Genomic DNA, 25,588 nt, shown 5'->3' with positions numbered 1-25,588 from the left:
TTGCCCTTCAGCCAGCACGCCGAGCCGTACCCCCCGAAACTCTGATGCCACACTCTTCCTCTTCGCACAACGCCCCCGGCGTCAAGAACAGCCCCGACGCGCCTGATTACCATGCGCTGGCCGAGCAGATAAAAGTCTGGGGCCGCGAGCTCGGCTTTCAGCAGGTCGGTATCACCGACGTGGATCTGGCCGAGGATGAAGCACACCTTCAGCGCTGGCTGGATGCCGGACACCATGGCGAAATGGGCTTCATGGCCAAGCACGGCACCAAGCGCACCCGGCCCGACGAACTGGAACCCGGCACCATTCGTGTGATCAGCGTACGGCTCGACTACCTATCGCCCGAGGTAGAAACCACCCGCATGCTGGCGCGGCCCGAAAAAGCCTATGTGTCGCGCTATGCGCTGGGCCGCGACTACCACAAGCTGATGCGCAAGCGTCTGGCTCAGCTGGCCAGACAGATGCAGCAGGTGGTCGGACCGTTCGGCTTTCGCGCTTTCGTGGACTCCGCACCAGTCATGGAGCGCGGCCTGGCACGTAAGGCCGGCTTGGGCTGGTTCGGCAAGAACGCCATGCTGCTTAACCCCAAGGCTGGCTCGTTGTTTTTTCTGGGCGAGCTGTACACCGACCTGCCACTGCCCATCGACCCGCCCTATGAAAAAGACCACTGCGGCAGCTGCAGCGCCTGTCGCACGGCCTGTCCCACCGGCGCCATCATCGAGGACAAGGTGGTCGATGCGCGGGCCTGCATTTCGTACTTAACCATCGAACTTCACGACGCGATCCCAGAACAATATCGCGAGGCCATGGGCAACCGCGTGTTCGGCTGCGACGACTGCCAGCTGGTCTGCCCCTTCACCCGCTTTACCCGAGCCAGCCAAGAGCCGGACTTTGCCCCGCGCCACGACCTTGACCGCACAGACCTCACCCGGCTATTTGGTTGGTGCGAAGAAGAGTTTCTGGAGCGCACTGCTGGCAGCCCCATCCGGCGACTGGGCTACGAACGCTGGCTACGCAACCTGGCCGTGGGGCTGGGCAATGCCCCTTGGAATGAGCAGGTTGAAGCCGCGCTCTGGGCGCGACTGCCCTATCCGTCTGAGCTGGTGCGCGAGCACGTGCGCTGGGCACTGGATCGCCAGCAGGAAAAACGCCGAAACGTGATCGCCGTCAGCTAGCGTTTCCGGCCCTGGCTCAGCACCTCACTCTTCTTCGTCATCTCCGTCATCCTCAATACGCAAAAACGTATTACGGTAGTGCGCCAGCTCAGCGATGGACTCCTTGATATCGTCCATGGCCAGATGCACATTGCGCTTGCTGAAGCCAGCCAGCGCGCCCGGGTTCCAGCGCTTAGCCAGCTCCTTCACAGTTGACACATCCAGGTTGCGGTAGTGGAAGAATTCCAGCAGCGCAGGCATTTCACGCTCAAGAAAACGCCGGTCCTGGTGCACGCTGTTACCGCACATCGGCGAGCTGCCGGGCGTCACGTGCTCACGCAGAAACTCAAGCGTAGCCCGCTCGGCCTCGGCGGTATCGGTCGTGCTCTGCCTGACCCGTTTGACCAACCCCGACTCACCATGAGTGCGGCGGTTCCAGTCATCCATTCCTGCCAGCAGCGCCTCCGGCTGATGCACCGCCAGCACCGGCCCTTCAGCAATCACATTCAGGTCGGCATCGGTAACAATAGTTGCCACCTCGATAATGCGTTCACGGTTCGGGTCGAGCCCGGTCATCTCAAGATCAATCCACACCAGGCGCTGACTTTTAGCGTTGGCTATATCGTTGCTGGGGGTTGTTGTCATGGTCAGTTCCTTAGCCTCAAAGCGGGAGTCGAACGGGCAGCACGACAGGCGCCACCGTTGATGAGTACAATACATTGATTGTACCGAGTTTCAGGGCCTCATGAGCAAACGCAAACTAAGCCGTCAGCAACGCTGGCGTATCGAGAAAGTTCAGGCTGAGCGTGAACAGCGCGCCGAGAACCGCGACAGCCGCGACAGCGAGAAGCTGGCCGCCGGGGAATATGGCCCGGAGCAACCAGGCCGGGTCATCGCCCACTTCGGCCGCACCCTGGACGTTCTTCCGAAAAGAGCGTCACAAAGATCACCTGGCAGCGGCGCTAACGACCCGGTGCGCTGCCACATGCGCGCCAACCTCGATGGCCTGGTCACTGGTGATCGTGTTATCTGGCGTCACGGTCAGGACGGCAGCGGCGTGGTGGTAGCGCGCAGTGAGCGCGACAACGTGCTGGAGCGCCCCGATGCCCGCGGCCAGCTCAAGCCGGTGGCCGCCAACATCGACCAGATCCTGATCGTGTTCGCCGTGGAACCAGAGCCCCATGCCAACCTCATCGACCGCTACCTGGTGGCCGCGGAAGCCACTGGCATCGCCCCGGTGCTAGTATTGAACAAGATCGACCTGCTGCCCGAGCAGGGTGGCGTACTGCGTGAGTTGCTGGCCCGTTACGAGGCGCTGGGCTACCCAGTCGTCACCACCAGCATCAACACCGACAACGGCCTGGACGCCCTGCACCACCGTTTGGCTGAACGCACTTCGGTGTTTGTCGGCCAGAGCGGCGTCGGCAAGTCGTCACTGATTGGCTGTCTACTGCCCCACGAAGACCTTCGTGTCGGCGCGCTGTCAGAGGACTCACGCAAAGGCCGCCACACCACGACCACCGCTCGGCTCTATCATTTCACTGGACTCGGCTCTGACTGCGATCTCGAAGGTGAGCTGATCGACTCCCCCGGCATTCGCGAGTTCGGCCTGATTCACCTCGACGAACAGCAAGTGGCCCAGGGCTTCATCGAGTTTCGCCAACACCTGGGCCAGTGCCGCTTCCGCGACTGCCGCCACCGCCAGGAGCCGGGTTGCGCGCTGCTGGCCGCCGTCGAAAGCGGACAGATCCACCAGCAGCGCTTTGCCAGTTATCGGCGTATCGTCGATAGTCTGGAAGACACCAACAAACACTGATACTGATATCGATAACATCACCAAAACCCATGGGCCAGGAGAGCGACATGAGTTCTGAAGCCAATATGCTGCCGCTGATTGTCGAGCCCGAGCATCTGGACGAGTTTTTGAGAGAGAACCCCATCTGCCCGGACCTGCTGATCATCGATGTTCCGATGAACGCTGACAGCTACACCCAGGGCCACGTGCCAGGCGCCATCTTTCTCGACCGCAGTCGGCTGTTACGCGGTGAGGGTGACGTACCCAACGATGTGCCAGACGCCGACGCCCTCTCAGCTCTGTTTTCGTCGCTGGGTCTGACTCGCGACACCCACGTGGTGGCCTACGACGACGAAGGCGGCGGCTGGGCCGGACGCCTGCTATGGACACTGGAGCTGATCGGCCATCAGCGCTATTCCTACCTCAACGGCGGCATTCATGCCTGGCGCGGCGAAAACCTGCCGCAGTCCACCGAGCCCCACGCCCCCAAGCCCAGCGACTACCGGGCCGACATTCTCAACCCTGAAACCAACATCGATCGCGTCGAGCTCAAGCAGCGTCTGTGCGATCCCGGTTTTGCGGTGTGGGATTCGCGCTCCCAGGCCGAATACGATGGTGAAAAAGGGGCCAGCAAGCACCTCGGCCATATCCCCGGCGCCGTCAACATGAACTGGACCGACGCCATGGACCAGGACAACCACCTGCGCATTCGTGGCTACGCCGAGCTGATCAACGAACTCGAAGCCACCGGCCTGACTCCTAACATGGAAGTCGTTACCTACTGCCAAAGCCACCATCGCAGCGGTTTCACCTGGCTGGTCGGACGTGCCCTGGGCTTCAAGAAGATGCGCGGCTATGCAGGCTCGTGGAACGAGTGGGGAAACCGCGACGACACCCCAATTGAAAAATAATGCGCCAAGGCGTCACGCTCCACGACACACCCCGCGGCCTTTTTAAGAACCTCTAACGGACTCGCCACCTTGTCACTATCCCGACTGTTTGCGCTGATTCAGTACCCCATCCCCCATCACCTGCTGTCGCGGCTGGTGGGGCGGCTTGCAGAGTGTCGTCAGCCGTGGTTGAAGAACCTGCTGACTCGCGCCTTCATCAAACGCTTCAAGGTCGATATGAGCGAGGCGCTAGAGCCTGATCCCACCGCCTACGTCAACTTCAACGACTTTTTCACCCGCGAGCTGAAAGCTGACGCGCGCCCCATCAGCGAGGGGCTGGTCAGCCCCGCCGACGGAACACTGTCAGAGTTTGGTGCCATTGAAGCCGGCCAGCTGATCCAGGCCAAAGGGCATCACTTCTCGGCCATGGCACTGCTGGGCGGTGACGCCGAGGCCGCCAAGCGGTTCCAGGGCGGTAGCTTCGCCACGGTGTACCTGTCACCGCGCGACTACCACCGCGTGCACATGCCTCTGACCGGTACTCTGACCGAAATGATCTACGTACCGGGCCGGCTGTTCTCGGTCAATGCCGCCACCACCCGGCACGTACCCAACCTCTTCGCCCGCAACGAGCGGCTGGTGTGCCACTTCGATACCGAGCACGGCCCCATGGCACTGGTGCTGGTGGGCGCGATGATCGTCGCCGCCATCGAAACCGTCTGGGCCGGGCAAGTCACCCCACTCTCAGGTGAGGTGCAACGCATCCGCTTTGACCAACCGATCCGCCTTGAAAAAGGCGAAGAAATGGGTCGCTTCAAACTTGGCTCCACCGTGGTGATGGCATTCGCCCAGCCAGTCGAGTTCAGCAACAGCGAACACCATCGCAAGGTGCAGATGGGGGAAGGTTTGGTAAGAGTATGAGCGCTTTTTCAATCCACTAGCTCAGAGAAGACAACATCTGCTTGTCGCCCATCTTAGCGGAGACTATGCTGCCGGTGGGCATAATAATGGAGAATAATGATGCGCTCAGTATTTACTTACCTCGCCATATGCATGTCTCTTTTCAGCATCAGCATCGCCAACGCGCAGGAAGAGCCCTGTCACAGTATCGAGGAGTGCGCCAAGCAGGACGGAGCCACTCTCAGAAACCTGGAAGGTGCCACGCCAAGCCAGGTGGTGACGCTCTACTACCAGGACCTGGAAAGCGCGACATCGCTGTGGTCGCTTATACCGTATGTACCGGTCCCCGAGGCTGAAGAGGACGCAGCCATCGCTAAATTAAGCGCGATGCCAGACGCGCAGAGGCAGTCCACTCTGGCGGGCTTACAGGATCGCTTCCTGTTGGCTGACCCTGAAATCCTCGCTGAAGCCGTCGCTGGTGACAGCGCTGTGGTCACGGTGAGGGGCCGAAAAGCCAGCAGGCCGGAAAGCGAGCCCATCTGGGTAGCCGTCACCATGGAGCGCTCAGGTAACGCGTGGAAGGTGAGCGAGCCGAACGAGGGGCACTTTACTGGAGTGGGCAGTGATGGATTCGGCAGCATTGCTGCTCCTTCCATTGAATCGGCAGTAACTCGCATCATCAACACGGCTGCTGGAGTAGAGCCAGTAGTCGACATTCTTAGTAGCGCAGAGGTTGGAGACGAAGCGATGGTTATCGCCCGCATCACACCCACCAATGCAGCGGACGAAAATGACTTCTTCCTGACCGCGATTAACCTGCTCAAGATCGATGGAGACTGGACTGTCGCCGGAACACACGATTATTGAGTCCCGCAGGGCATGATTACGCCCCTTACGCCACCGGCGTCGCGAAGGCCATGACCTCCGCGACGCTTTTTTTATTCAGCGACAGCTGAATCAGCCGGTCGAGCCCAAGTGCCACACCGCTGCCTTCGGGCAGGCCGTGTTCAAGGGCGGCGACCAAGCGATGGTCAACGTCGACTTCAGGCAGCTCGAGTTCGCGACGCCTGCTGTTATCTTCGGCGAAGCGTGCGGCCTGCTCGGCGGCATCGGTGAGCTCGTCGTAGCCGTTGGCCAGCTCCACTCCGTGCAGATACAGCTCAAAGCGTGAGGCCACCCACTGGCCGTCTTCCGGATCGCGGTGGCGTCGTGCCAGCGCCGCCTGGCTTGCCGGATAGTCGACTACCACATCCAGCCCGTCTCGCCCTAGCGTCGGTTCGATGACCAGGCCCATCAGCAGGTCAAGGCAGCCATCGCGGTCGCTTTCGCTCATGTCGAGCCCGCCCCGCTCTGCCGCCAGTTGGCGCAGTTCAGCCAGCTCGCTGGTGAAAGGGTCAACGGCTAGCGCGTCACGAAACAGCTGGCGATAGCGGCGCCGCTTGGCCGTCTGTGCCCTCCCGCCTGGCACCTCCGGGTAGACGTGACGAGTCAGCGCTGCGGTTTCTTCAATCAGCGCATCAAGTGAAAAGCCGGGGCGGTACCACTCCAGCATGCTGAACTCGATGTTATGGCGCCGCCCGACTTCACCATCGCGAAAGCTGCGCGCCAGCTGGAAAATCGGCCCGCTGCCGGCGGCGAGCAGGCGCTTCATGTGGAACTCAGGCGAGGTCTGCATCCATAGCCGTTCGCGGCCTGCCGGCGTGGTGGCCAGCGCCGACAGTGAGGCAAGGTATACATCGGTGCTGCCACCGTGGCCGAGCACCGGCGTTTCAACCTCCAGCACGTCGCGCTCAGCAAAGAAAGCGCGAACCCTGGCGATCAGCTGCGCCCGCTGGCGCAGCGTCTCGATGGAGGCAGTGGGCAGCCAATCGCTGTTGGCGCACTCATCAGCACAGTCGTCAGCACACTCAGGCGCGGGAGACATATTCACCGCTGCGGGTGTCAATCTTGAGGACTTCACCCTCGTTGATAAACAGCGGCACGCGCACCACGGCACCCGACGACAACGTGGCCGGCTTGGAGCCGCCCTGAGCGGTGTCGCCCTTGAGGCCAGGGTCGGTTTCGGTGACTTCCAGCTCGATAAAGTTGGGCGGAACAATACTGATAGCGTTGTCGTTCCACAGGGTTACGGTGTAGGGCACCTGCTCCTTGAGCCACTTGAGAGTATCGCCCAAGGCTTTTTTCTCCACCGCATACTGCTCGAAGGAGCCGTCAGTTTTCATGAAGTACCACATGTCACCGTCGGTGTAGAGGTATTCCATATCCAGGTCCATGACGTCAGCACCTTCCAGGGACTCGCCAGACTTGAAGGTGCGCTCCCACACTCGGCCAGTCATCAGGTTGCGCAGCTTGACCCGGTTGAAGGCCTGCCCCTTGCCCGGCTTGACCAGCTCGTTCTCGACGATGGAACAGGGATCGCCGTCCAGCATGACCTTCAGACCGCCCTTGAATTCATTGGTAGAATAGTTCGCCATTATTGCCTTATCCATGTTCGAGCGCGACGCTGGATTTTTTGATGCATTGCGCGCGCAAAGTATGATATTCGCCGAGTGACACCCCGAAAGACCGTCCCTCGCCTTGCTGATTTTTCTTCGATTGGTGCCTGCATGATAACCCGAAGCCCCGCCGCTTTGCAGCGTCAGACCATCGCGTCAACACCGCGTCACTGGCAACAGCAGCTCAGCGGTGCCATTCGCGACCCGCTGGAACTGTGCCAGCGGCTGAGCCTTGATCCGACGTGGCTTTCCGGTGCCCAACTCGGCCACCGCCTGTTCGAGGTGCGGGTGCCTGAGGCGTATCTGGCGCGCATTCGTCCCGGCGACCCCGACGATCCTTTACTGCGCCAGGTGCTGCCGCTATCGGCAGAGGGCGATGAGCAGCCTGGCTATGTCGTCGATCCGCTGCACGAAGCAGAGCATGGGCCGCGTCAGGGGCTGATTCATAAGTACGCCGGACGTGTGCTGCTGATCGTAAGCCCGGCCTGCGCGGTAAATTGCCGTTACTGTTTTCGCCGCCATTTTCCCTACCAGGACAACGCGCCGTCGCGGGCCGAGTGGGACGACAGCCTTGACTATTTGCGTGCTGATTCTTCGATTCACGAGGCGATTCTGTCCGGTGGCGACCCGCTGGCCGCCAGCGACCGACAGCTAGCCTGGCTGGTAGAACGGCTGGAAGGTATCTCGCATCTCAAGCGACTGCGCATTCACACCCGGCTGCCGGTGGTGATTCCCGACCGGGTTGATGACGCCCTGTTGGGCTGGCTGGGGAAAAGCCACTTACAAAAAGTGATGGTGCTGCACATCAATCACGCCAACGAGATCGACGATGCAGTAATCAATGCCTGCCAGCGGCTGCGCGATGCTGGCGTTACGCTGCTCAACCAGAGCGTGCTGCTGCGTGGCGTCAACGACAGCGTCGGCACGCTGGCGGCGCTGTCTGAGCGACTGTTTGAGGCCGGCATCCTGCCCTACTACCTGCACGTACTGGACCCGGTGGCCGGCGCCGCCCACTTCAACGTACCCGATGACCAGGCCCGTGACCTGGTGGCGGCGCTTCGCACCCGGCTGTCAGGGTTTCTGATGCCGACCTTGGTGCGAGAGATTCCTGGTGAAGCCAGCAAAACACCGCTGTAGTTGCCTGTGGCAAATACGAGGGGAGTCACCCAGGCGCCTCGCGGCGCCTTTCGCTGTCTAAAGACAGCTCCCACGAAAACCTGAACGGTGCCAATCAGCCGGTTCTCGCGGGTGGCATCCATGGCAGATAGCGTAGCTGACCCAGCACGAAAACCTGAACGGTGCCTAAATAATCAGGCCAAGGTTTCAGCGGTGACGTTGGGGGCTGCGGCTTCGCTGGAAAGCTTGCGGTTGATGGCACTCATCACGCCCTTGATAGAGGCGCTGGTGATACTTTCATCGGTGCCAACACCAAACACTGAGTCGCCGCCGATGCGCACCTGCACATAAGCGATCGCTTCGGCGTCTGCACCCTGGCCGCGGGCATGCTCGTGGTAGTCGATGATCTCGACTGTGTTCCCTTCGCGGCCCAGCGCATTGATGAAGGCCGCCAGCGGGCCATTACCCTGCCCCTTGATCTCTCGGCGCTGGCCGTTTTCTTCGATGGTCGCTTCAAGATTGACCTGATTGCTGTCCGACTCCGATGAAATGCGATGGTTGATCAGCGCAAAGGGCGAGACCTTGCTCAGATATTCGTCCTCAAAAGCCTGATAGATCATCTGCGAGGTGACTTCCTTGTTCAGGCGTTCGGCCACTTCTTGCACCACCTGGCTGAATTCGATGGACAGCCGACGCGGCAGCTGCACGCCGTATTCCTGCTCCAGCAGATAAGATACACCGCCCTTGCCGGACTGGCTGTTGACACGGATTACGGCCTCGTAGCTGCGTCCCACGTCCAGCGGGTCGATGGGCAGGTACGGCACTTCCCAGATGCTGTCGGGGTTTTCGCGGCGTACAGCAATGCCCTTCTTGATGGCGTCCTGATGCGAGCCGGAAAACGCGGTGAACACCAGGTCGCCCACATAGGGATGACGCGGGTGCACCGGCAGCTGGTTGCAGTACTCCACCTCACGCATGATCGGTGTGATATTGGAAAAGTCCAGGCCCGGATGCACGCCCTGGGTGTAGAGATTCATGGCCATGGTGACCAGGTCCACGTTACCGGTACGCTCGCCGTTACCGAACAGCGTGCCTTCAACGCGGTCAGCACCGGCCATCACCGTCAGCTCGGCCGCAGCAACGCCAGTGCCGCGGTCGTTGTGCGGGTGCACACTGACAATCAGCGCATCGCGCTGCTCAACGTTGCGGCAGAACCACTCGACCTGGTCGGCATAGTTATTGGGCGAAGCAGCTTCCACGGTGGCCGGCAGATTGACGATCATCGGCTTGCTGGCGGTCGCACCGGCCTCGGCACGCACGGCGTTGACGATCTCGACGGCAAAATCCATCTCAGTGGTGGTGAACAGCTCTGGCGAATATTGGAACAGCCAGTTGGTTTCTGGAGCCGCTTCCATGTGTTCACGAATGCGCCGCGTCGCATCGACAGCGATCTGGACGCACTCCTGCTTGTTGACGTTGAACACCACGCGGCGGAATACCGGATCAGTGGCGTTGTAGACGTGGACAATGGCATTTTTTGCCCCCTTGAGGGCTTCAAAGGTGCGGTCGATCAGGTGCGGGCGAGCTTGGGTCAGCACCTGGATGGTCACGTCATCGGGCACCTTGTCCTGTTCAACCAGGGCGCGCACGAAGTCAAAATCTGTCTGGGAGGCCGACGGAAAGCCCACCTCGATCTGCTTGAAGCCGATCTCGACCAGCATGTCGAAGAAGCGCTGCTTACGCTCCTGATCCATGGGGTCGATCAGTGACTGGTTGCCATCGCGCAGGTCGACGCTGCACCACAGCGGCGGGGTCTCAATGCGACGGCTCGGCCATTGCCGGTCCGGCAGATCAACGGCAACAAACGGACGGTATTTGGTCGCGGGGTTATCAAGCATCATGGCGGCATTCTCCCAGGCTCTGGTCGTGAAAGTGTTGGTGTAATAAACAATGGACAAAAATGCGCACGCCCCGGCTGCTCGTAGCAGACGGGGCGTGCTGGATCAGGTCATCGTCAGCCATACGAATCGCGGCATGAGGCGCAATACGACTGGCGGTATAAAAAGGAAATCTGGTGCTGCGGCAAGCAGTGATAAACATGAAACAACCTCGAATTCGACTGGAAAAACAGGGGCAGTGGCAATACCACGTTGCCCGGCGCGCTTATAGTCGCGCCGATAGTCGTAGGTCGAGAACGAGGTTGTAGGTTGTCATGTTCATTGCTCTAGATAATCAGGAGTTTCCAAGCTTGTCAACTGCCCCAGGACTGTTGGTCGTTTCTAGGCGTGCCACCGGCTAGGTGGTCAGCTCGCTTCCGTCCAGTAGCCGCGCCAGGTCCCGGGCATGCTCTGCGGCTTCCTGGCCAAGTGTGGTGAGATAACCACCGTCCGGCTGAGTAACCAAGCCCTTGCCATTCAGCCTGCCAGCAGCTTCGATCAGTTCCTGGTCGGCATCAGAGTGCACCTTGATACCCTCCTGCTGAGACGCCGGGTTGAACAAGGCAAGTACCTTGAGCTCGGCGAACAATTCAGGGGTAAAGCGTGGCTGGGTCATATTGCGCTCCTTGGTTATGTCGTAACAGCTGTGGCGTAACAACTTCCTTGACGCTACCGCGAGTCCACGCCCGGAGCCAGCAAATTCGTAGCGCAGGCTCAATAGCGACGACTGAGATTCAGCCGTCCAAGTCCTCATCACGATAGCCGATCAGATAAAGCACCGCATCCAGCCCAAGGATCGAGATGGAGTGACGTGCTTCTTCACGCACCTTGGGCTTAGCTCGAAAAGCAATACCCAGGCCCGCTGCGGCGAGCATTTTCAGGTCGTTGGCGCCGTCACCCACAGCGATGGTCTGCTCCATGCTGAGCCCTTCGCGTTCGGCGATTTCACGCAGCAGCAACGCCTTGCGGTCGGCGTCGACAATCGGCTCACGCACCTCGCCTGTGACCTTGCCATTTTCGACCACCAGCTCGTTGGCGTGCACTTCATCGAAGCCCAGCCGCTGCTGCAGGTAATTCGCAAAATAGGTAAAGCCGCCGGATAAGATCGCGGTGCGATAACCCAGCCGCTTGAGGTGGTGCATCAGCCGTTCCAAGCCATCCATCAGCGGCAGTGTTTCAGCGATCTCGATCAGCACTGATTCATCAAGCCCTTTGAGCTTGCTCATGCGTTCGCGAAAGCTCTGCTTGAAGTCCAGCTCACCGCGCATGGCCCGTTCAGTGATTGCGGAGACTTCGTCGTACACACCGTGACGACGCGCCAGCTCATCAATCACCTCGGCCTGAATCAATGTTGAGTCCATATCGAAGCACACCAGTTGACGCTGCCCACGCCAAACCGAGTCTTCCTGCACGGCGATGTCAATGCCATGAGCATCGCCAAGCACCAAGGCTTTTTTGCGCAGCCCTTCCAGTTCAACCTCATCCCCGCGCAGCCAATATTCCATGCAGACACCATGCGGAACAGCAACACCACCCTGACGTTTCTCACCCGAAAGCTGCTGGGTCTGTTCGATGGTTAGCCCGAAATCGGCGGCGAGCCTGCCAACATCTGCCAGAATGCCTACTGGTAGAGACTCCGCCAACAGGCTCATGATCAAGCGCGGCTGCTCCGTTGTTACAGCCACGCCGCTTGCTTGGTCGCTTGATTTCTGTGTCATCCTGGTTCTCCATCCACGGTCAGTCGGTCGACACGCTGCAGGCCACGGGGCAGCTTGCTGCCGCGTCGACCACGATCCCCCCGATAGTACTCGAGATCGGCCGTCTTGAGCGTCAACTTGCGCTTCCCGGAATACACCACCAGCCCTTGCCCCGGCGCCAGCAGCACCAGCCCGCGCACGAACTCTTCACGACGGGCAGCACGCGCCGAAGGAATATCAATCATCTTGTTACCCTTGCCACGAGCCATTTCAGGCAGCTGGTCGAGTGGAAACACCAGCAGGCGCCCTTCGTTGGAGACAGCAGCCACGCTGATCCCGTCGCCCTCAGGCACGACCAATGGAGACATCACACTACAGCCCTTGGGCACGCTGAGCGCTGTCTTGCCGGATTTGCTGCGACCGACAAGTGACTCGAGCTGGGCCACAAAGCCATAGCCGCCATCTGAGGCCAGCAGATAGCGAGTGCTTGGCGGCGCCAACATCAGTCCGGTCATCAGCGCCCCGGCGGCCACGTTGGCACGCCCTGTCACCGGCTCGCCCTGACTGCGGGCGCTGGGCAGATTGTGGGCAGCCAGGGTGTAGGCACGACCGGTATCATCGAGCAACACCAGCGGCTGGTTGGTCTTGCCTCGGGCAAACAACGAAAAGCGGTCGCCGGACTTGAAGGACAGCCCTTCCGGGTCGATCTCGTGACCCTTGGCAGCGCGAATCCAGCCTTTCTCGGAAAGCACCACGGTGATCGGGTCGGCACCGACAAGCTCAACCTCGGACAGCGCCCGGGCATCTTCACGCTCCACCAGTGGCGAACGGCGGGCGTCACCGTGTTCCTCGGCGGCAGCCTTGAGCTCTTCTTCCAGCAGATCAGTCAGCGCCGCCTCACTGCCCAGCAGCGCTTCGAGCCGGTCGCGCTCGGCGGCAAGCTCCGCTTGCTCGCCACGAATCTTCATTTCCTCAAGCTTGGCCAGGTGACGCAGGCGCAGCTCAAGAATGGCCTCGGCCTGACGCTCACTGAGCGCGAAGGCCTGTATCAGCGCTGGCTTGGCCTCATCCTCTTCGCGGATGATGCGGATCACCTCGTCGATATTCAGGAAAGCCGCCAGCAGCCCTTCAAGAATATGCAGACGATCCCGCACTTTGCCCAGCCGATGCTCGAGCCGTCGACGCACGGTGGTACGCCGGAACGCCAGCCATTCAGTCAGCATCACCGGCAGCGACATCACCCGTGGCCGGCCGTCCAGCCCAATCACGTTCATGTTAACCCGGGCGTTCTTCTCCAAATCCGTGGTGGCAAACAGGTGGGCCATCAGCGCTTCGATATCTACCCGGTTGGAGCGCGGCTCGATCACCAGCCGCGTCGGCTCTTCATGGGTCGATTCATCACGCAGGTCGGCCACCATGGGCAGCTTCTTAGCCTGCATCTGCGCGGCGATCTGCTCCAGCACCTTGGCACCGCTGACCTGATACGGCACCGCAGTGACCACTACGTTGCCGTCCTCCATGAGGTAACAGGCGCGCATCTTGACCGAGCCGCGACCGCTCTCATAGATCTTCTTCAGGTCGGCCCTGGGGGTGATAATTTCGGCATCAGTAGGAAAATCTGGCGCCGGAACGAACTTGACCAGATCGGCCGTAGTGGCCTCGGGATGACGCAGCAAATGGCAGGTGGCCGACACCACTTCATGCACATTGTGCGGAGGTATATCCGTGGCCATGCCCACGGCAATGCCGGAGCCGCCGTTGAGCAGCACGTGAGGCAAACGCGCCGGTAACACCACCGGCTCCTGCATAGTGCCATCGAAGTTGGGCGTCCAGTCCACGGTGCCCAGGCCAAGCTCAGACAACAGCACTTCAGAGAACTTCGACAGCCGTGACTCGGTGTAGCGCATCGCGGCAAACGACTTGGGGTCATCCGGGCTGCCCCAGTTGCCTTGGCCGTCGACCAGCGGATAACGGTAAGAAAACGGCTGGGCCATCAGCACCATGGCTTCGTAGCAGGCGCTGTCGCCATGGGGATGAAATTTCCCCAGCACGTCGCCGACGGTACGCGCCGACTTCTTGTACTTGGCGCTGGCGCCAAGGGCCAGCTCGCGCATGGCGTAAATAATCCGCCGCTGAACCGGCTTCAAGCCGTCGCCGATATGCGGCAAAGCACGGTCGAGAATGACGTACATCGAGTAATCGAGGTAAGCTTTCTCGGTATATTCGCGCAGGGACAGACGTTCGACGTCACCCTCTGCGACCTGGATATCCATGGTCATGGGTTTCAAGCCCTATAAATTCGCTGAAAGAGATCGCTGATAGAGGTTACGAAATACTTAAATCTCTATTTCCGCCAGGTTGCCGTAGTCTTCCAGCCAGCTTTTACGGTCGGCGGCACGCTTTTTAGCCAGCAGCATGTCCATCATTTCCATGGTGCCATCACCGGCCTCGCGGACCAGCTGCACCAGCCGGCGCGTTTCGGTTGCCATGGTGGTTTCACGCAGCTGCAAGGGGCTCATTTCGCCTAAGCCCTTGAAGCGCTGCAGGTTCGGCGTGCCGCGCTTGCTTTCCAGCTTACGCAGTATCGCGGCCTTCTCACTCTCATCCAGGGCGTAGTGCACTTCCTTGCCCAGGTCGATGCGATACAACGGCGGCATGGCCACGTACACATGACCGGCATCGACCAGTGCAGGAAAATGGCGCACGAAGAGTGCACACAACAGAGTGGCGATATGCAGCCCGTCAGAGTCGGCGTCGGCCAGGATACAGATACGGTGATAGCGCAGCTGGGTGAGGTCGTCGCTGCCCGGGTCCATGCCGATTGCCACGGCGATATCGTGCACTTCCTGGGAGCCGTAGATGTCGTGGGATTCGACTTCCCAGGTGTTGAGAATCTTGCCGCGTAGCGGCAGGATCGCCTGAGTCTCTCGGTTACGTGCTTGCTTGGCACTGCCGCCGGCGCTGTCGCCCTCGACCAGGAACAGCTCACTGGCCGCTGGGTCCTGGCCGCTACAGTCGGCCAGTTTGCCGGGCAGCGCGGGGCCAGAGGTGACCTTCTTCCGCGCCACTTTCTTGGCACTTTTTTGACGCCGCTGGGCGGCGCTGATCACCAGCTCGGCCAACACCTCGGCCTGGTCCACATGATGGTTTAGCCACAGCGAAAAGGCGTCCTTGACCACGCCAGAGACAAACCCGGCCACCACCCGTGATGACAGGCGCTCCTTGGTCTGGCCGGAAAACTGCGGGTCCAGCATCTTGACTGACAGCACGAAAGACACCCGCTCCCACAGGTCTTCGGCACTGAGTTTGACGCCGCGGGGCAGCAGGCTGCGGTACTCACAAAACTCACGCAGCGCCTCCAGCAGGCCGGCACGCAGGCCGTTCACATGGGTACCGCCCTGGGAGGTGGGAATCAGGTTGACGTAACTCTCCAGCAGCGGTTCACCACCTTCCGGCAGCCACTGGATCGCCCAGTCCACGGCTTGTTCGTCATCAGCAAAGTGCCCCACGAAGGGCGACGCCGGCAGCACCTCGAAGCCGTCGGTAGCCTGGGCCAGGTAATCACGCAGACCATCTTCATATTGCCAGCGGCTTTCGCTGCCATCGGCCTCTGTCAGCACCACTTCTAGCCCCGGGCACAGCACCGCCTTGGCCCGGAGCAGATGCTTAAGCCGCACCACTGAGATCTTGGGTGAATCAAAGTAGCTGGTTTCGGGCCAGAATCGCACCAGGGTGCCGGTGGCCCGCTTGGGCGCAGTACCTATCTCTTGCAGCGGTGATACCGGTTCGCCGTGCTCAAAGCTCATGGAGTGGCGAATGCCGTCTTTAACGACCTCGACATCAAGACGCTGCGACAGCGCGTTGACCACCGACACACCTACGCCGTGCAGGCCACCAGAGAAGCGATAGCTCGATGACGAGAATTTTCCGCCGGCGTGCAGCCGCGTCATGATCAGCTCGATCCCCGACACGCCGTGCTCGGGGTGGATATCGATCGGCATGCCGCGCCCGTCGTCGCTGACCTCTACCCCGCCGTCCTCAAGCAATGTGACGCTAATACGCTTGGCGAAGCCTGCCAAGGCCTCATCGACGCTGTTGTCGATGATCTCCTGCACCAGGTGGTTGGGCCGGGACGTATCGGTATACATGCCGGGGCGCTTGCGCACGGGCTCAAGCCCCGAAAGCACCTCGATGGAACTGGCACTGTATTGATTCATGCGTCACCCGAAATGGTATGGGTCATGGGGTGTCACTCCTTCGTAATCGTGGCAAACACTGCCATAGCGAACAGCGTCATGGCGAACACCGTCATGGCGAACACCGTTACGGCGAGGATGAAGATGGTGATTCTGACAATGCTGTTATTGAGGGCGGCGGCGGCGGCGCTACTGCATCGGCAGCCAGCTGATGCCCTCCCCAGGCCAGAATTGCCGGCAAGTAGCGATGCAGCATCGAGAAATTATGATCGCCCCCAGGATGCAGGATAGTACTTGCGCCGCGATACAGATCAAAGGCGTCCTGGCTGTCCAGGCGCTCATCAGCCGTGCATAACAGCAGGCGATAGTGCGCTGGATCAACCCGCACCGGCGTCACCTTACCAAGGTACTCGCCCTGGCTTGCCGTGACTCTGAATTGCTCACCGCTGTAGGGGTTAGTGAAGGTCTCATCCAACCACTCGGCCACCAATCGTGCCGGTGCGACAGCCGGGTTGATCAACACTGCTCGCAGCCCATGGCGCTCGGCAAGCAGCGTGGCCATGAAACCGCCCATGGAACTGCCAACCACCAGCGGGAAAGGGCCAAGCCGCTGTCGCCGCTCCTCGGCCAGGGCAATGGCCTGCTCGGGGTCGGGAGGCAGGTTGGGTGTCTCGCAGGGCAGGCCAAGCACGGCACAAGCCTCACGCACCAACCCCGCCTTCCAGGAAGCGCTGCCGCTGTTAAAGCCATGCAGATATAGCACGCCGCTGGCAGGGCGGCAGGAAGCGGCTGGGTACACAGAAGAGTTCAACATCGTCGTAATCCTAGGCTAAGCACTGTACACAAAGGCTGTACAAATGACCAGCTGGCAGCGCCAGACGCCATCGCTGGCACTCAGGCGTTGCGCTCGGCTTCGCCAGCCCATACCGCTTCTATCAGGCCGCGCGTTGAGGCATCGGTGCTATCAAGCGACTGATGCTTTTCCAGCATGCGCTGGGTTTCGCCAGCCATTACCTTGCCTAACTCCACGCCCCACTGATCAAAGGGATTGATATTCCAGATCGTGGCCTGGACAAAGACCTTGTGTTCGTAGAGGGCAATCAACGTGCCCAGGCTGAACGGCGTCAGCCGATCCAGAAGAATAGTGCTCGACGGCTGGTTTCCCGCGTACTGTTTGTGCTGCAGTGGCAGTTCTTGACCAGAGCCTGCTTCGGCAGCTTGCTGCCCACTCCCGTCCTGCGTCATCCCACCCAGTGCCGCATCGCCCAGCATCAGCGCTCGCGACTGGGCAAAGCAGTTGGCAAGTGTCAGGCGGTGCTGTGCCATCAGGTGCCGGCGTGTGCCCGAGTCAGCCACGTCATCGTAGCGTACCCGCGGAGCAATAAAGTCGCACACCACTGGCTGGGTGCCCTGGTGCAGCAGCTGATAAAAAGCGTGCTGGGCATTTGGCCCAAGCTGGCCCCAGAGAACCGGGCAGGTGGAATAGCCCACACTTTCGCCGTCGTGGGTGACCGACTTGCCGTTGGACTCCATTTCCAGCTGCTCCAGGTAAGCCGCAAAATATTCCAGCCGACCGTCGTAGGGCAGGATGGAATGGGCGCGGATATCCAGGAAGTTGACGTTCCAGATGCCGGCCAGCGCCAGCAGGACCGGCAGATTATCCTTGAGCGGCATCTCGTTGAAATGGCAGTCCATGGCATGGGCTCCGGCCAGCATAGCGCGGAAGTTCTCCATGCCGACCACCAGCGCCACGGGCAGGCCGATAGCACCCCATAACGAATAGCGTCCGCCGACCCACTCCCAGAACTCCAGCTGATGCGCCGGGGCTATGCCCCATTTGTTCATCTTGTCGGGCTGGGACGACACGCCGATAAAGTGCTGCCGCAGAATCAGCGACTCTTCGGCCCGAGCATCATTGTGCTCATCCAGCTGGGCAGAACGGCGTTTAAGCCGCGACACCAGCCATTCAAGCGCGGTGCGTGCGTTGGACAAGGTATCGATGGTGGTGAACGATTTTGACGACACCACAAAGAGCGTGGTTTCAGGGTCGAGCTGCACCAGATAATCAGCCAGCTGCGAGCCGTCCATGGTTGAGGCGAAGTGCACACTGATACGGCGCACACCCTCCGGACGAAAGTCTGACAGGGCCCGGGTGGTCATCAAGGGGCCCAGGTCAGAACCACCAACACCAAGGTTGACCACATCGCTGATCGGCTTGCCTGTCGCACCCCGCCACTGCCCGGAATGAAAGCGCGTGACCATGTCATCCATACGCTCAAGAGTGGCATGCACCGACGGCACCAGCTCCTTGCCCTCTACTATCAAGCTGGCCTCGCTGGGCAGACGCAGCGCGGTGTGCAGGGCTGGGCGCTGCTCGCTGCGATTGACCGCCTCGCCGTCCAGCAGCCCCTGAACAGCCGTGGCGACACCGGCTTCCTCGGCCAGCGCCAACAGCAGCCCAAGGGTTTCTTCACTCCAGCGCTGCTTGGAAAGGTCTAGCGTCAGCCCGCAGGCCTGGCGGGAAAAGCGTGCGAAGCGCTGCTCGTCTTCGGCAAACAGGTCGCGCAGATGGCGTTTTCCCATGTGTTTGGCATGCGCCGTCAGCTCACGCCAGGCAGGCTTAAGGTTAACCGCCTGACTGCTTGGCTGATCAACGGTGGCTTGCGTCATGGTGTCTCCTGAAATTCGATTAGCGATCCGATCTCGGACCGGGATCAAAAGCTCTGGCCGGCACGCTGCTGTTTACCCGACCGTGCAGCAAATTCCCACGGGGCGTATAATGCCGGCCTTTATGCTCAACCCACCTGGCTAGCCCATGAGTGATGCATCTTACCGCGACGCTATCTTTTCGACACCCTTGGATAAAGTGGCGCGTTTCTCCTTTGACGAACGCGTGGTCGCCTGTTTTCCGGACATGATCCGCCGCTCGGTACCCGGCTACGGGCAGATTCTGGCCATGCTCGGCCCGCTGGCACGCCGCCACCTGCGCCACGGCGGCCTGGTGCTGGACCTAGGCTGCTCGCTGGGTGCCAGCGGCCTGGCACTGGCTAGTCAACTGCCTGCGGATGCGTTTCGCTATCTGGGCATCGACCTGTCACCGGCCATGGTGGAGCGCGCCCGGCACACCCTGAGTGAGGAATATCCTGACCACGACATGCGCGTTGAGCAGGGTGATCTACGCCAACGGGAGTACCCGCCGGCGGATATGATTGTTGTCAATTTCACGCTGCAATTTCTCGACCCAGGTGAGCGCGACCAAGTGCTCGGTCAGGCCTTTGACGCCCTCTCTCCGGGCGGTGTGCTGGTGCTGTCAGAGAAAATCGTGGCCAGCGACGAGCAGGACAACGCCTGGCTGGTGGAGCGCTACCATGACTTCAAGCGTGCCAACGGCTACAGCGACATGGAAATCAGCCAGAAACGCACAGCGCTGGAAAACGTGCTGATACCCGACAGCCTGGACGCACATCACCAGCGTCTGGCCCGAGTCGGTTTCCCGCGCTCGCTGACCTGGTTCCAGTATCTCAATTTCGCCTCGATGATCGCCTTCAAGGAGCCCGTATGAGCCTGCCGGCGCATCATCGCCCGCTGTATCAGGCAATGCTCGACCGCGGCCTGGAACGCTGGCTTGCCCAACTGCCTGAGCAACTGGCCCGGGGCCTTGACCGCGAGCGCCACGGCGACCTGCCGGCCTGGGAAAAAGCCGTGACCAAGCTGCCGCCGCTACCCGAGAGGCGCCATGTAACACTGGACCAGGACACCGTCAGCGTCGAGGTGGCGCTTGACGACTCTCGGCAGCGCCAGTGTCATAACCTGCTGCGCGCCCTGTCGCCGTGGCGCAAGGGGCCTTACTCGCTGGGCGGCGTGTTCATCGACACCGAATGGCGCTCTGACTGGAAATGGCAGCGCCTGGCACCCCACCTCTCGCCATTGAAGAGCCGCCGGGTGCTGGACGTGGGCGGCGGCAACGGCTATCACGGCTGGCGCATGGCCGGTGCCGGCGCCAGTTTCGTGCTTGTCATCGACCCATCGCCGCGTTTCTACTGGCAGTATCAAGCCGTACGCCACTTTGTCGGTAATACCGATGGCGGCGCGGTACAGTTTCTGCCAGTAGGCATTGAAGACGTGCCGGACAATCTCGGCTACTTTGACACGGTGTTTTCCATGGGCGTGCTTTATCATCGCTCTTCGCCGCTGGAGCACCTGAGCCAGCTCAAGGCCGCCCTGCGCCCCGGCGGCGAGCTGGTGCTAGAAACACTTGTTGTGGAAGGTGATGAACATACCGTGCTGCTGCCCGGCGAACGCTACGCCGCCATGCCCAACGTCTACTTCCTGCCGTCGTCAGCAGCACTGTGCCAGTGGCTTGAACGCTGCGGCTTCAGTGATGTGCGCGTGGTTGACGAAGCGGTGACGACGCTGGAAGAGCAGCGAGCAACCGAATGGATGACATTCCAGTCACTGGCCGATTTCCTCAACCCCCACGATTCGAGTAAAACGCGAGAAGGCTATCCTGCCCCGCGTCGTGCTGTGATCATCGCACAACGCCCTGGGGGATAGCGGCCACTTTGACACAGCCCCACCACTCAATATCCTGTACTCAAGCAACATCGACTGATAACAGCTTGCTGCCTGAGGCTCCGCTGTCCCTCCGGCTTTCTGCCGAACAATCAGAAAATGTCAGCGTGAAGCAGTCAAAGGGCGCCGCTGCATCTTCCTTAAGCATGAGATCAAGTCGAGTGCCACTGAGGTTGGCACTTTCCAGGTGGGCTTTTTTGCCATCCAGCCACACATTGCCGATCACTTTCTGATACTTCTGCTTCAGCTCGATGCGATACTGCTTTCCGTCGGGCCGGTACCACTCCCAGGTGCCAACGACCTGAGCCGGCACCACCCACTTGTACAGCGTGGCACCCGTAAAAGAGCGTCGCTCATCGGCTTTCCAGTCGCTCATGTCGAAGGCATGGGAAACAATGCGTGTGCCCGGGCGGAGCGTGTCCAGCAGCCGCGCACGCAACTCCAGATTGACAGAGTCCAGCAGGTACAACGTCACCACGCTAGCGGCGCTGATATCTTCAGTGAAGATATTGCCCTCGATAAAGTCGACCAAATACTCAACGCCGGTGTGGCCGGCATACTCCATGGCATCAGCAACTCTCATCGGATCAAGGTCGATACCGACTCCGCGGGTATTACGCTGCTTGGCCGCAGCCACCACGATCCGACCATCGCCTGAACCCAGGTCGTACAGCACATCTCTTGGGCCAACATCAGCCAGGTCCAGAATTTCGGCCACCACTTTCTCATCGGTCGGCACATAGGGCACATCCAGGAAAAGCTCGGGCTCCTCGGAGTAGTTATCGGGATCACAAAGAAAATCAAGGTCGGCAAAGGAACTCAGGTCTGAATAGCCGTCAAGCTCTGAGTAATCATCAAGGTCTGAGTAATCATCAAGATCTGAATAGCTATCGAACTCCGAGTAGCCGTCGAGCTCCGGATAGTCATAAGAATCGGAACTTCTATCGGGTCTGTTCTCTCCATCTCTACGCAATGTGCATACCTGTATAAGTGACAGATCAGAGTTCGCCGTCGGCAATCGTCCACTTGACCAGACGCATCACAAGGGGGCGAACGACCAGCACACAACAGAAGGCGACTGGCATGGCCAACGCGTAGGCGCTCATCGCCGCACTGAAAAAACCGGCGCCAAGGCCCCGCATTACAGCAGTAATCACCAGCGTCATCAGAAAAGCCATGATTGATGACATGTAAAACGCAAAGACAATGGGCGTAAAACGCCGTGGCAGCCCACGCTTTTCCACGACACGCTTAAAAAATGACGTTGAAGCCGGTGATTCCATGCCTATTACCAAACCCTGATCAAAATGGTGGTACGAAAGGAAAGAACCTCTGCACCACCTAGGGTGAAGCGAGGTTCTTTCGTATGACGGTGCTAGAAACTATAACTATATACCACTGCTAAAAAGCCAAGAGTCCACTTATAGACTAGTAGCGCGCATCTTTTGGCTTATTGCCGGATGGCCAATCATTGACCTTGCCCGGAAAGTCAGGACGCGGCTTATGGGTGAAATACTCTGCCACATCGACGGCATCCTGGTCCGTCAGCACATTACCGTGCCCCCAGAGGCCTTTGGTCTGAATTCCCATGGGCATGTTGTATTTTACGAAAGCAGCAGCTTTATAGGTCCGCGCCATACCAGCGCCAATATTGAACGACTCCTCACCCCACAGCGGTGGAAAAACAATGTCACCACGACGGTCCTTGATGCCTTCGCCGTTATCACCATGACAGGTGGCGCACTGAGCCATATACAGCTCCTCACCACGCACTGGGTCAGGTACCAGCGAGGTATCGATTTCACCGGCATTGCGGATATCAACCCGTTGGGAGTCTGGCGTACTCTGCGCCAGCCATTCCATGTACGCGATCATCGCCAGCATCTCGGGCGACTCCCGATCCAGCGGCGTGCCGTTCATGGAGCGCTGGAAGCAGCCATTGATACGTCCTTCAAGATCTACCTCCGTCCCTGAGCGTGGCATGACCCTGGGGTAGTCATTGAAGCTGTTGATGTAGGGGTCGCCCAGCGGCACCTTACCCTGAGAAATGTGGCAGCTGTTACAGTTCATGCTGGCACCGACGTGATCTGGCAGCAGGCGCTTGGTCTCATTGAGCAGCCGCTTGCCGTAGAAGATTTCGTCCGCATTGGGCTCATCCAGTATGGCCGTATCCTGGGGCAGGATGTAGGTGCCAATATCTTCGTTGGCATCATCGGCTGTCACCAGATCCAGCTGCGTGGCCTGACGCTCTGCTGGCTTGGGGTCGGAGCAGCCGCTGATGGCAACCGCACAGGCAACGGCAATAGCAGTCAACACAGCGCGACGAAGCGTAAGGCTAGCGACAGCAGGAAAATCAGATAAACGCTTACTCATGATTTACTCCTTCTTGTTCAGCACCTACGCTCAGGTCGGGCGCGAAGTCCGTTGCTGTTTTCGGCTTCTTGTCCAGGAAGGCACGCATCTTCACTACGTCATCCACATCAACTTCACTGGCCTGGTTGGTCCAGCTGTTACGCACATAGTTGACCACTTCCGCAATATCATGATCACTGAGATTGATGAATTCCGGCATGGTAAAAGCCATGCGGTCGTGAGGCGTGTCCGGCATTCTTCCGCCACTCAGTGTGATCTGAAGAACAGAGTCAGCCTCCTTGGAGTAGACCGCGCTGTTAGCATCAAGCGCGGGGAAGATTCGGGGTACACCTTGGCCATCGGCACGGTGGCAGACCTGGCAATACTCGGCGTACAAGATCGCACCACGCGAATCATAGACCCCGTCGAGCAGTTTCTGGGTCGTGGTGTCTTCCTTGTCGGCCAGCCTGACTTCCTTGCCTGGCGCCGGGCTGAGTGATTTCAGGTAAGTCGACATGGCATTGATGTCTTCATCCGTCATGTACTGGGTGCTGTGCTCAACCACCTCGGCCATGGCACCAAACGCCGCCGTCGTATTGGTGCGGCCCGTCTTGAAGAAATCATTTAGTTCGGCCACCTCCCAAGTACCAAGCCCACGGTGCTCTCCACGCAGACTTTTAGCACGCCAGCCGTCAATCACCGCACCGCTCAGGAACTCTTCAGAGTCAGCATTGGACAGCGCCACTTCCTGAAAGCCAATACCACGCTCGGTGTGACAGGAGCCACAATGCCCGGGGCCTTCTATGAGGTATTGACCCCGCGTCAGCATCGGGTCGGCGGTTGCAGGGACAAACTCGCGCTCGGGAGCAAACATGGCCTGCCAGTACGCAAGGGGCCAGCGCCAGTTGAGCACCGGCGGCAGTTCGCTTTCCCGGTTGGGTTGATTGACCGGCTCAACGCCAGACATAAAGTAGGCGTACATGGCAGCCATGTCTTCATCCGGCATGATCTGATAGGACGGATACGGCATGGCCGGATACAACGCAGCGTTATCCTGGCGTACGCCATGCTTCACCGCGTTGATGAAGTCATCCAGCGAGTAACTGCCAATGCCGGTGTCTTTATCAGGTGTGATATTGGTCGAATAGATTGCGCCCAGCGGAGTCAGCATCGGCAGGCCACCGGCGTAGTCCTCGCCTTCAAGGGTGGTGTGGCAGGCAAAGCAGTCTGCCGTCCTTGCCACGTACTCGCCTTTTTCGATCAGCGCCGGATCGGTGATATCTACTTCGGCGCCAGCGCTGGTGGTACGCAGATTCGGCAACACTTTACCGACAGCGAATGCCAGCCCCAACCCAAGAACTCCCACAACACCGATAACTGATAGCCACTTCTTCATGCGCTTGCCCCTGTCATGGAAGATGCATCCAGGCGATTTCCTTTGCGGCCAGCCCTGGCATCGGCTTGAGTCACTGTTTCAACGTAAAACCCCGCCCCAGCTACACTTTCTCACCAGCTATAACTTAGCATGTTAACGATATCACAATGCCATTAAGAACAAAATTTCATAACATAATCCTTAAACGCCAAGTATCGACCTTCACCTGTCCACTGGGTCTGCCACCCTGCCTACTTAGTCTCCATTGTCATCACTAGCTGTTTTAACAGACAGCACTTGACCGGCCACAAGCTCAACATCGCCCAGAGCCAGGCGACGCCCCTCGCTATCGGAGTAGCGGAAATGGCCCTCTACCCGTACGCTTTTCCCCAGGTAAGGGGCGATGGTTTGTTGGGGGAATATCTCCACGCGATTGAAAGCGCTATCTTCTATCCAGTAATGCAGCGGATCCTCGAAGCGTCGCACCACGCCACTGGTGATAACCTGCCGATCATCATAGTCAGCCGAACTGCTGACCAACATGGCCAACGGAACCTGGCTCGCCTTTTCCTGCCCGCCACAGCCAGCTAAAAGACCGGCAAGCAACATAGCAGGCAGCAGCTTTCTCACAGCCGTCCGTCCCGCGCCAGGCGACGACGCACCATGCCCTCATATATCCACGTCAGAACAGGTTTGATGACCGGCAGCCCGATAACCCAGGCCAGCGGCTTCAGGCGTGGCACTCGGCGCATCAGCAGCACATAGGCATCAATACCGTCATGGAACTGACCAGCAGCGTCTTCTACGTGTAGTGACAGCAATGCTTCACGTGGCACAACACCACGCGCAATCAGGTGTTCATCGTGGGTGTTCACATCAAGCCATGCCACGCCCTCGGCGGCCTTTTGCCACGACTCATAGCGTTGGCGCTCGCGTCGGCACAGCGGGCAGGCCGCATCGTAGTAAACCTTGAGCTGTGCGTTTTTGACCTGTGATTGCTGTGCGCCACAGCTGCTTTCAACCTGGCTGTTATCCGTCATCAGCGACCTCCTTGATGAAAATTGCCTTCAGAGTCTGCATTCGCCCAGCCTTTCGCAAAAACGATATAC

General features: G+C 59.7%; 24 protein-coding genes. 8 read left to right on the top strand and 16 right to left on the bottom strand.

Features of this window, described 5'->3' with window-relative positions; genetic code table 11:
• Positions 1-44: 44 nt before the first annotated feature.
• On the top strand, positions 45-1,175 hold the full coding sequence (gene queG, locus ACTH3D_RS01335) for a tRNA epoxyqueuosine(34) reductase QueG (RefSeq protein ID WP_441664468.1): 1,131 nt from the start codon (positions 45-47) through the stop codon (positions 1,173-1,175).
• Between the two features lie 24 nt (positions 1,176-1,199).
• On the opposite strand, the gene orn is transcribed toward queG, so the two are convergent.
• A complete protein-coding gene (gene orn, locus ACTH3D_RS01330; RefSeq protein WP_441664466.1) occupies positions 1,200-1,799 on the bottom strand; it encodes an oligoribonuclease in 600 nt (199 codons plus the stop codon).
• Positions 1,800-1,899: 100 nt separating this feature from the next.
• Between orn and rsgA the strand changes: the two genes are divergently transcribed.
• The 4 genes from rsgA to ACTH3D_RS01310 all read left to right on the top strand — a co-directional run bounded on the left by rsgA (position 1,900) and on the right by ACTH3D_RS01310 (position 5,606).
• A complete protein-coding gene (gene rsgA, locus ACTH3D_RS01325) occupies positions 1,900-2,970 on the top strand; it encodes a small ribosomal subunit biogenesis GTPase RsgA (protein WP_441664464.1) in 1,071 nt (356 codons plus the stop codon).
• A gap of 47 nt (positions 2,971-3,017) precedes the next feature.
• A complete protein-coding gene (locus ACTH3D_RS01320) occupies positions 3,018-3,860 on the top strand; it encodes a sulfurtransferase (protein WP_441664462.1) in 843 nt (280 codons plus the stop codon).
• Positions 3,861-3,929: 69 nt separating this feature from the next.
• A complete protein-coding gene (gene asd, locus ACTH3D_RS01315) occupies positions 3,930-4,760 on the top strand; it encodes an archaetidylserine decarboxylase (protein WP_441664460.1) in 831 nt (276 codons plus the stop codon).
• Between the two features lie 96 nt (positions 4,761-4,856).
• On the top strand, positions 4,857-5,606 hold the full coding sequence (locus ACTH3D_RS01310; RefSeq protein ID WP_441664458.1) for a hypothetical protein: 750 nt from the start codon (positions 4,857-4,859) through the stop codon (positions 5,604-5,606).
• Between the two features lie 25 nt (positions 5,607-5,631).
• Here the strand turns inward: ACTH3D_RS01310 and epmA are convergent, their stop codons facing one another.
• Together epmA and efp are read right to left on the bottom strand one after the other, a co-directional pair.
• Positions 5,632-6,663 carry an EF-P lysine aminoacylase EpmA gene (gene epmA / locus ACTH3D_RS01305; protein ID WP_441664456.1) on the bottom strand — a complete coding sequence of 344 codons (1,032 nt, stop codon included), beginning with the start codon at positions 6,661-6,663 and terminating at the stop codon, positions 5,632-5,634.
• Positions 6,647-7,213, bottom strand: coding sequence for an elongation factor P (efp, locus tag ACTH3D_RS01300; RefSeq protein WP_441664454.1), 567 nt, complete (start codon positions 7,211-7,213; stop codon positions 6,647-6,649). Before efp ends, epmA begins: the two co-directional genes overlap by 17 nt.
• Positions 7,214-7,345: 132 nt before the next feature.
• On the opposite strand from efp, the gene epmB reads away from it, so the two are divergent.
• The gene (gene epmB, locus ACTH3D_RS01295; RefSeq protein WP_441664452.1) at positions 7,346-8,371 is read left to right on the top strand and encodes an EF-P beta-lysylation protein EpmB; all 1,026 of its coding nucleotides are present in this window, start codon (positions 7,346-7,348) and stop codon (positions 8,369-8,371) included.
• Between the two features lie 173 nt (positions 8,372-8,544).
• Here epmB and leuA read toward each other — a convergent pair whose 3' ends face one another.
• From leuA to pgi, 7 genes are all read right to left on the bottom strand, one after another.
• Complete coding sequence (gene leuA, locus ACTH3D_RS01290) at positions 8,545-10,251, bottom strand: 2-isopropylmalate synthase (RefSeq protein ID WP_441664450.1); 1,707 nt, start codon at positions 10,249-10,251, stop codon at positions 8,545-8,547.
• Between the two features lie 394 nt (positions 10,252-10,645).
• Positions 10,646-10,903, bottom strand: a complete 258-nt coding sequence (locus tag ACTH3D_RS01285) for a TIGR02647 family protein (RefSeq protein ID WP_441664448.1) — start codon at positions 10,901-10,903, stop codon at positions 10,646-10,648.
• Positions 10,904-11,021: 118 nt separating this feature from the next.
• Positions 11,022-12,005 (bottom strand): phosphoserine phosphatase SerB, encoded by a 984-nt coding sequence (serB, locus tag ACTH3D_RS01280; RefSeq protein WP_441664446.1) that lies wholly within the window; start codon positions 12,003-12,005, stop codon positions 11,022-11,024.
• Positions 12,002-14,263 (bottom strand): DNA topoisomerase IV subunit A, encoded by a 2,262-nt coding sequence (gene parC, locus ACTH3D_RS01275; RefSeq protein ID WP_441664444.1) that lies wholly within the window; start codon positions 14,261-14,263, stop codon positions 12,002-12,004. Before parC ends, serB begins: the two co-directional genes overlap by 4 nt.
• Before the next feature lie 57 nt (positions 14,264-14,320).
• On the bottom strand, positions 14,321-16,201 hold the full coding sequence (gene parE, locus ACTH3D_RS01270; protein ID WP_441664442.1) for a DNA topoisomerase IV subunit B: 1,881 nt from the start codon (positions 16,199-16,201) through the stop codon (positions 14,321-14,323).
• Between the two features lie 106 nt (positions 16,202-16,307).
• Entirely contained in the window at positions 16,308-16,994 is a 687-nt protein-coding gene (locus ACTH3D_RS01265) for a YqiA/YcfP family alpha/beta fold hydrolase (protein ID WP_441664440.1), read from the bottom strand.
• A gap of 80 nt (positions 16,995-17,074) precedes the next feature.
• Positions 17,075-18,850, bottom strand: a complete 1,776-nt coding sequence (gene pgi / locus ACTH3D_RS01260) for a glucose-6-phosphate isomerase (protein WP_441664438.1) — start codon at positions 18,848-18,850, stop codon at positions 17,075-17,077.
• Between the two features lie 145 nt (positions 18,851-18,995).
• Here pgi and cmoA point away from each other — a divergent pair, with 145 nt between their 5' ends.
• Together cmoA and cmoB are read left to right on the top strand one after the other, a co-directional pair.
• Positions 18,996-19,742: a carboxy-S-adenosyl-L-methionine synthase CmoA gene (gene cmoA / locus ACTH3D_RS01255; protein WP_441664436.1), complete on the top strand. Its 747-nt coding sequence runs from the start codon at positions 18,996-18,998 to the stop codon at positions 19,740-19,742.
• Positions 19,739-20,734, top strand: a complete 996-nt coding sequence (gene cmoB / locus ACTH3D_RS01250) for a tRNA 5-methoxyuridine(34)/uridine 5-oxyacetic acid(34) synthase CmoB (RefSeq protein WP_441664434.1) — start codon at positions 19,739-19,741, stop codon at positions 20,732-20,734. Before cmoA ends, cmoB begins: the two co-directional genes overlap by 4 nt.
• Before the next feature lie 40 nt (positions 20,735-20,774).
• Here cmoB and ACTH3D_RS01245 read toward each other — a convergent pair whose 3' ends face one another.
• From ACTH3D_RS01245 to ACTH3D_RS01220, 6 genes are all read right to left on the bottom strand, one after another.
• Positions 20,775-21,725, bottom strand: coding sequence for a hypothetical protein (locus ACTH3D_RS01245; RefSeq protein WP_441664432.1), 951 nt, complete (start codon positions 21,723-21,725; stop codon positions 20,775-20,777).
• A gap of 25 nt (positions 21,726-21,750) precedes the next feature.
• On the bottom strand, positions 21,751-22,035 hold the full coding sequence (locus tag ACTH3D_RS01240; protein ID WP_441664430.1) for a DUF2798 domain-containing protein: 285 nt from the start codon (positions 22,033-22,035) through the stop codon (positions 21,751-21,753).
• Positions 22,036-22,180: 145 nt separating this feature from the next.
• Entirely contained in the window at positions 22,181-23,125 is a 945-nt protein-coding gene (locus ACTH3D_RS01235; RefSeq protein WP_441664428.1) for a c-type cytochrome, read from the bottom strand.
• Entirely contained in the window at positions 23,118-24,500 is a 1,383-nt protein-coding gene (locus ACTH3D_RS01230; RefSeq protein ID WP_441664426.1) for a c-type cytochrome, read from the bottom strand. The genes ACTH3D_RS01235 and ACTH3D_RS01230 overlap by 8 nt, the downstream gene beginning before the upstream one ends.
• A 234-nt stretch (positions 24,501-24,734) precedes the next feature.
• Entirely contained in the window at positions 24,735-25,109 is a 375-nt protein-coding gene (locus ACTH3D_RS01225) for a hypothetical protein (RefSeq protein WP_441664424.1), read from the bottom strand.
• Complete coding sequence (locus ACTH3D_RS01220; protein ID WP_441664422.1) at positions 25,106-25,519, bottom strand: thiol-disulfide oxidoreductase DCC family protein; 414 nt, start codon at positions 25,517-25,519, stop codon at positions 25,106-25,108. The genes ACTH3D_RS01225 and ACTH3D_RS01220 overlap by 4 nt, the downstream gene beginning before the upstream one ends.
• Positions 25,520-25,588 lie beyond the last annotated feature (69 nt).

This window comes from Halomonas sp. (assembly GCF_052095765.1).
Classification (GTDB): Bacteria; Pseudomonadota; Gammaproteobacteria; order Pseudomonadales; family Halomonadaceae; genus Halomonas.
Note: the sequence above shows the minus strand (reverse complement) of the source record. Positions and strands in the feature narration are given on the sequence as shown.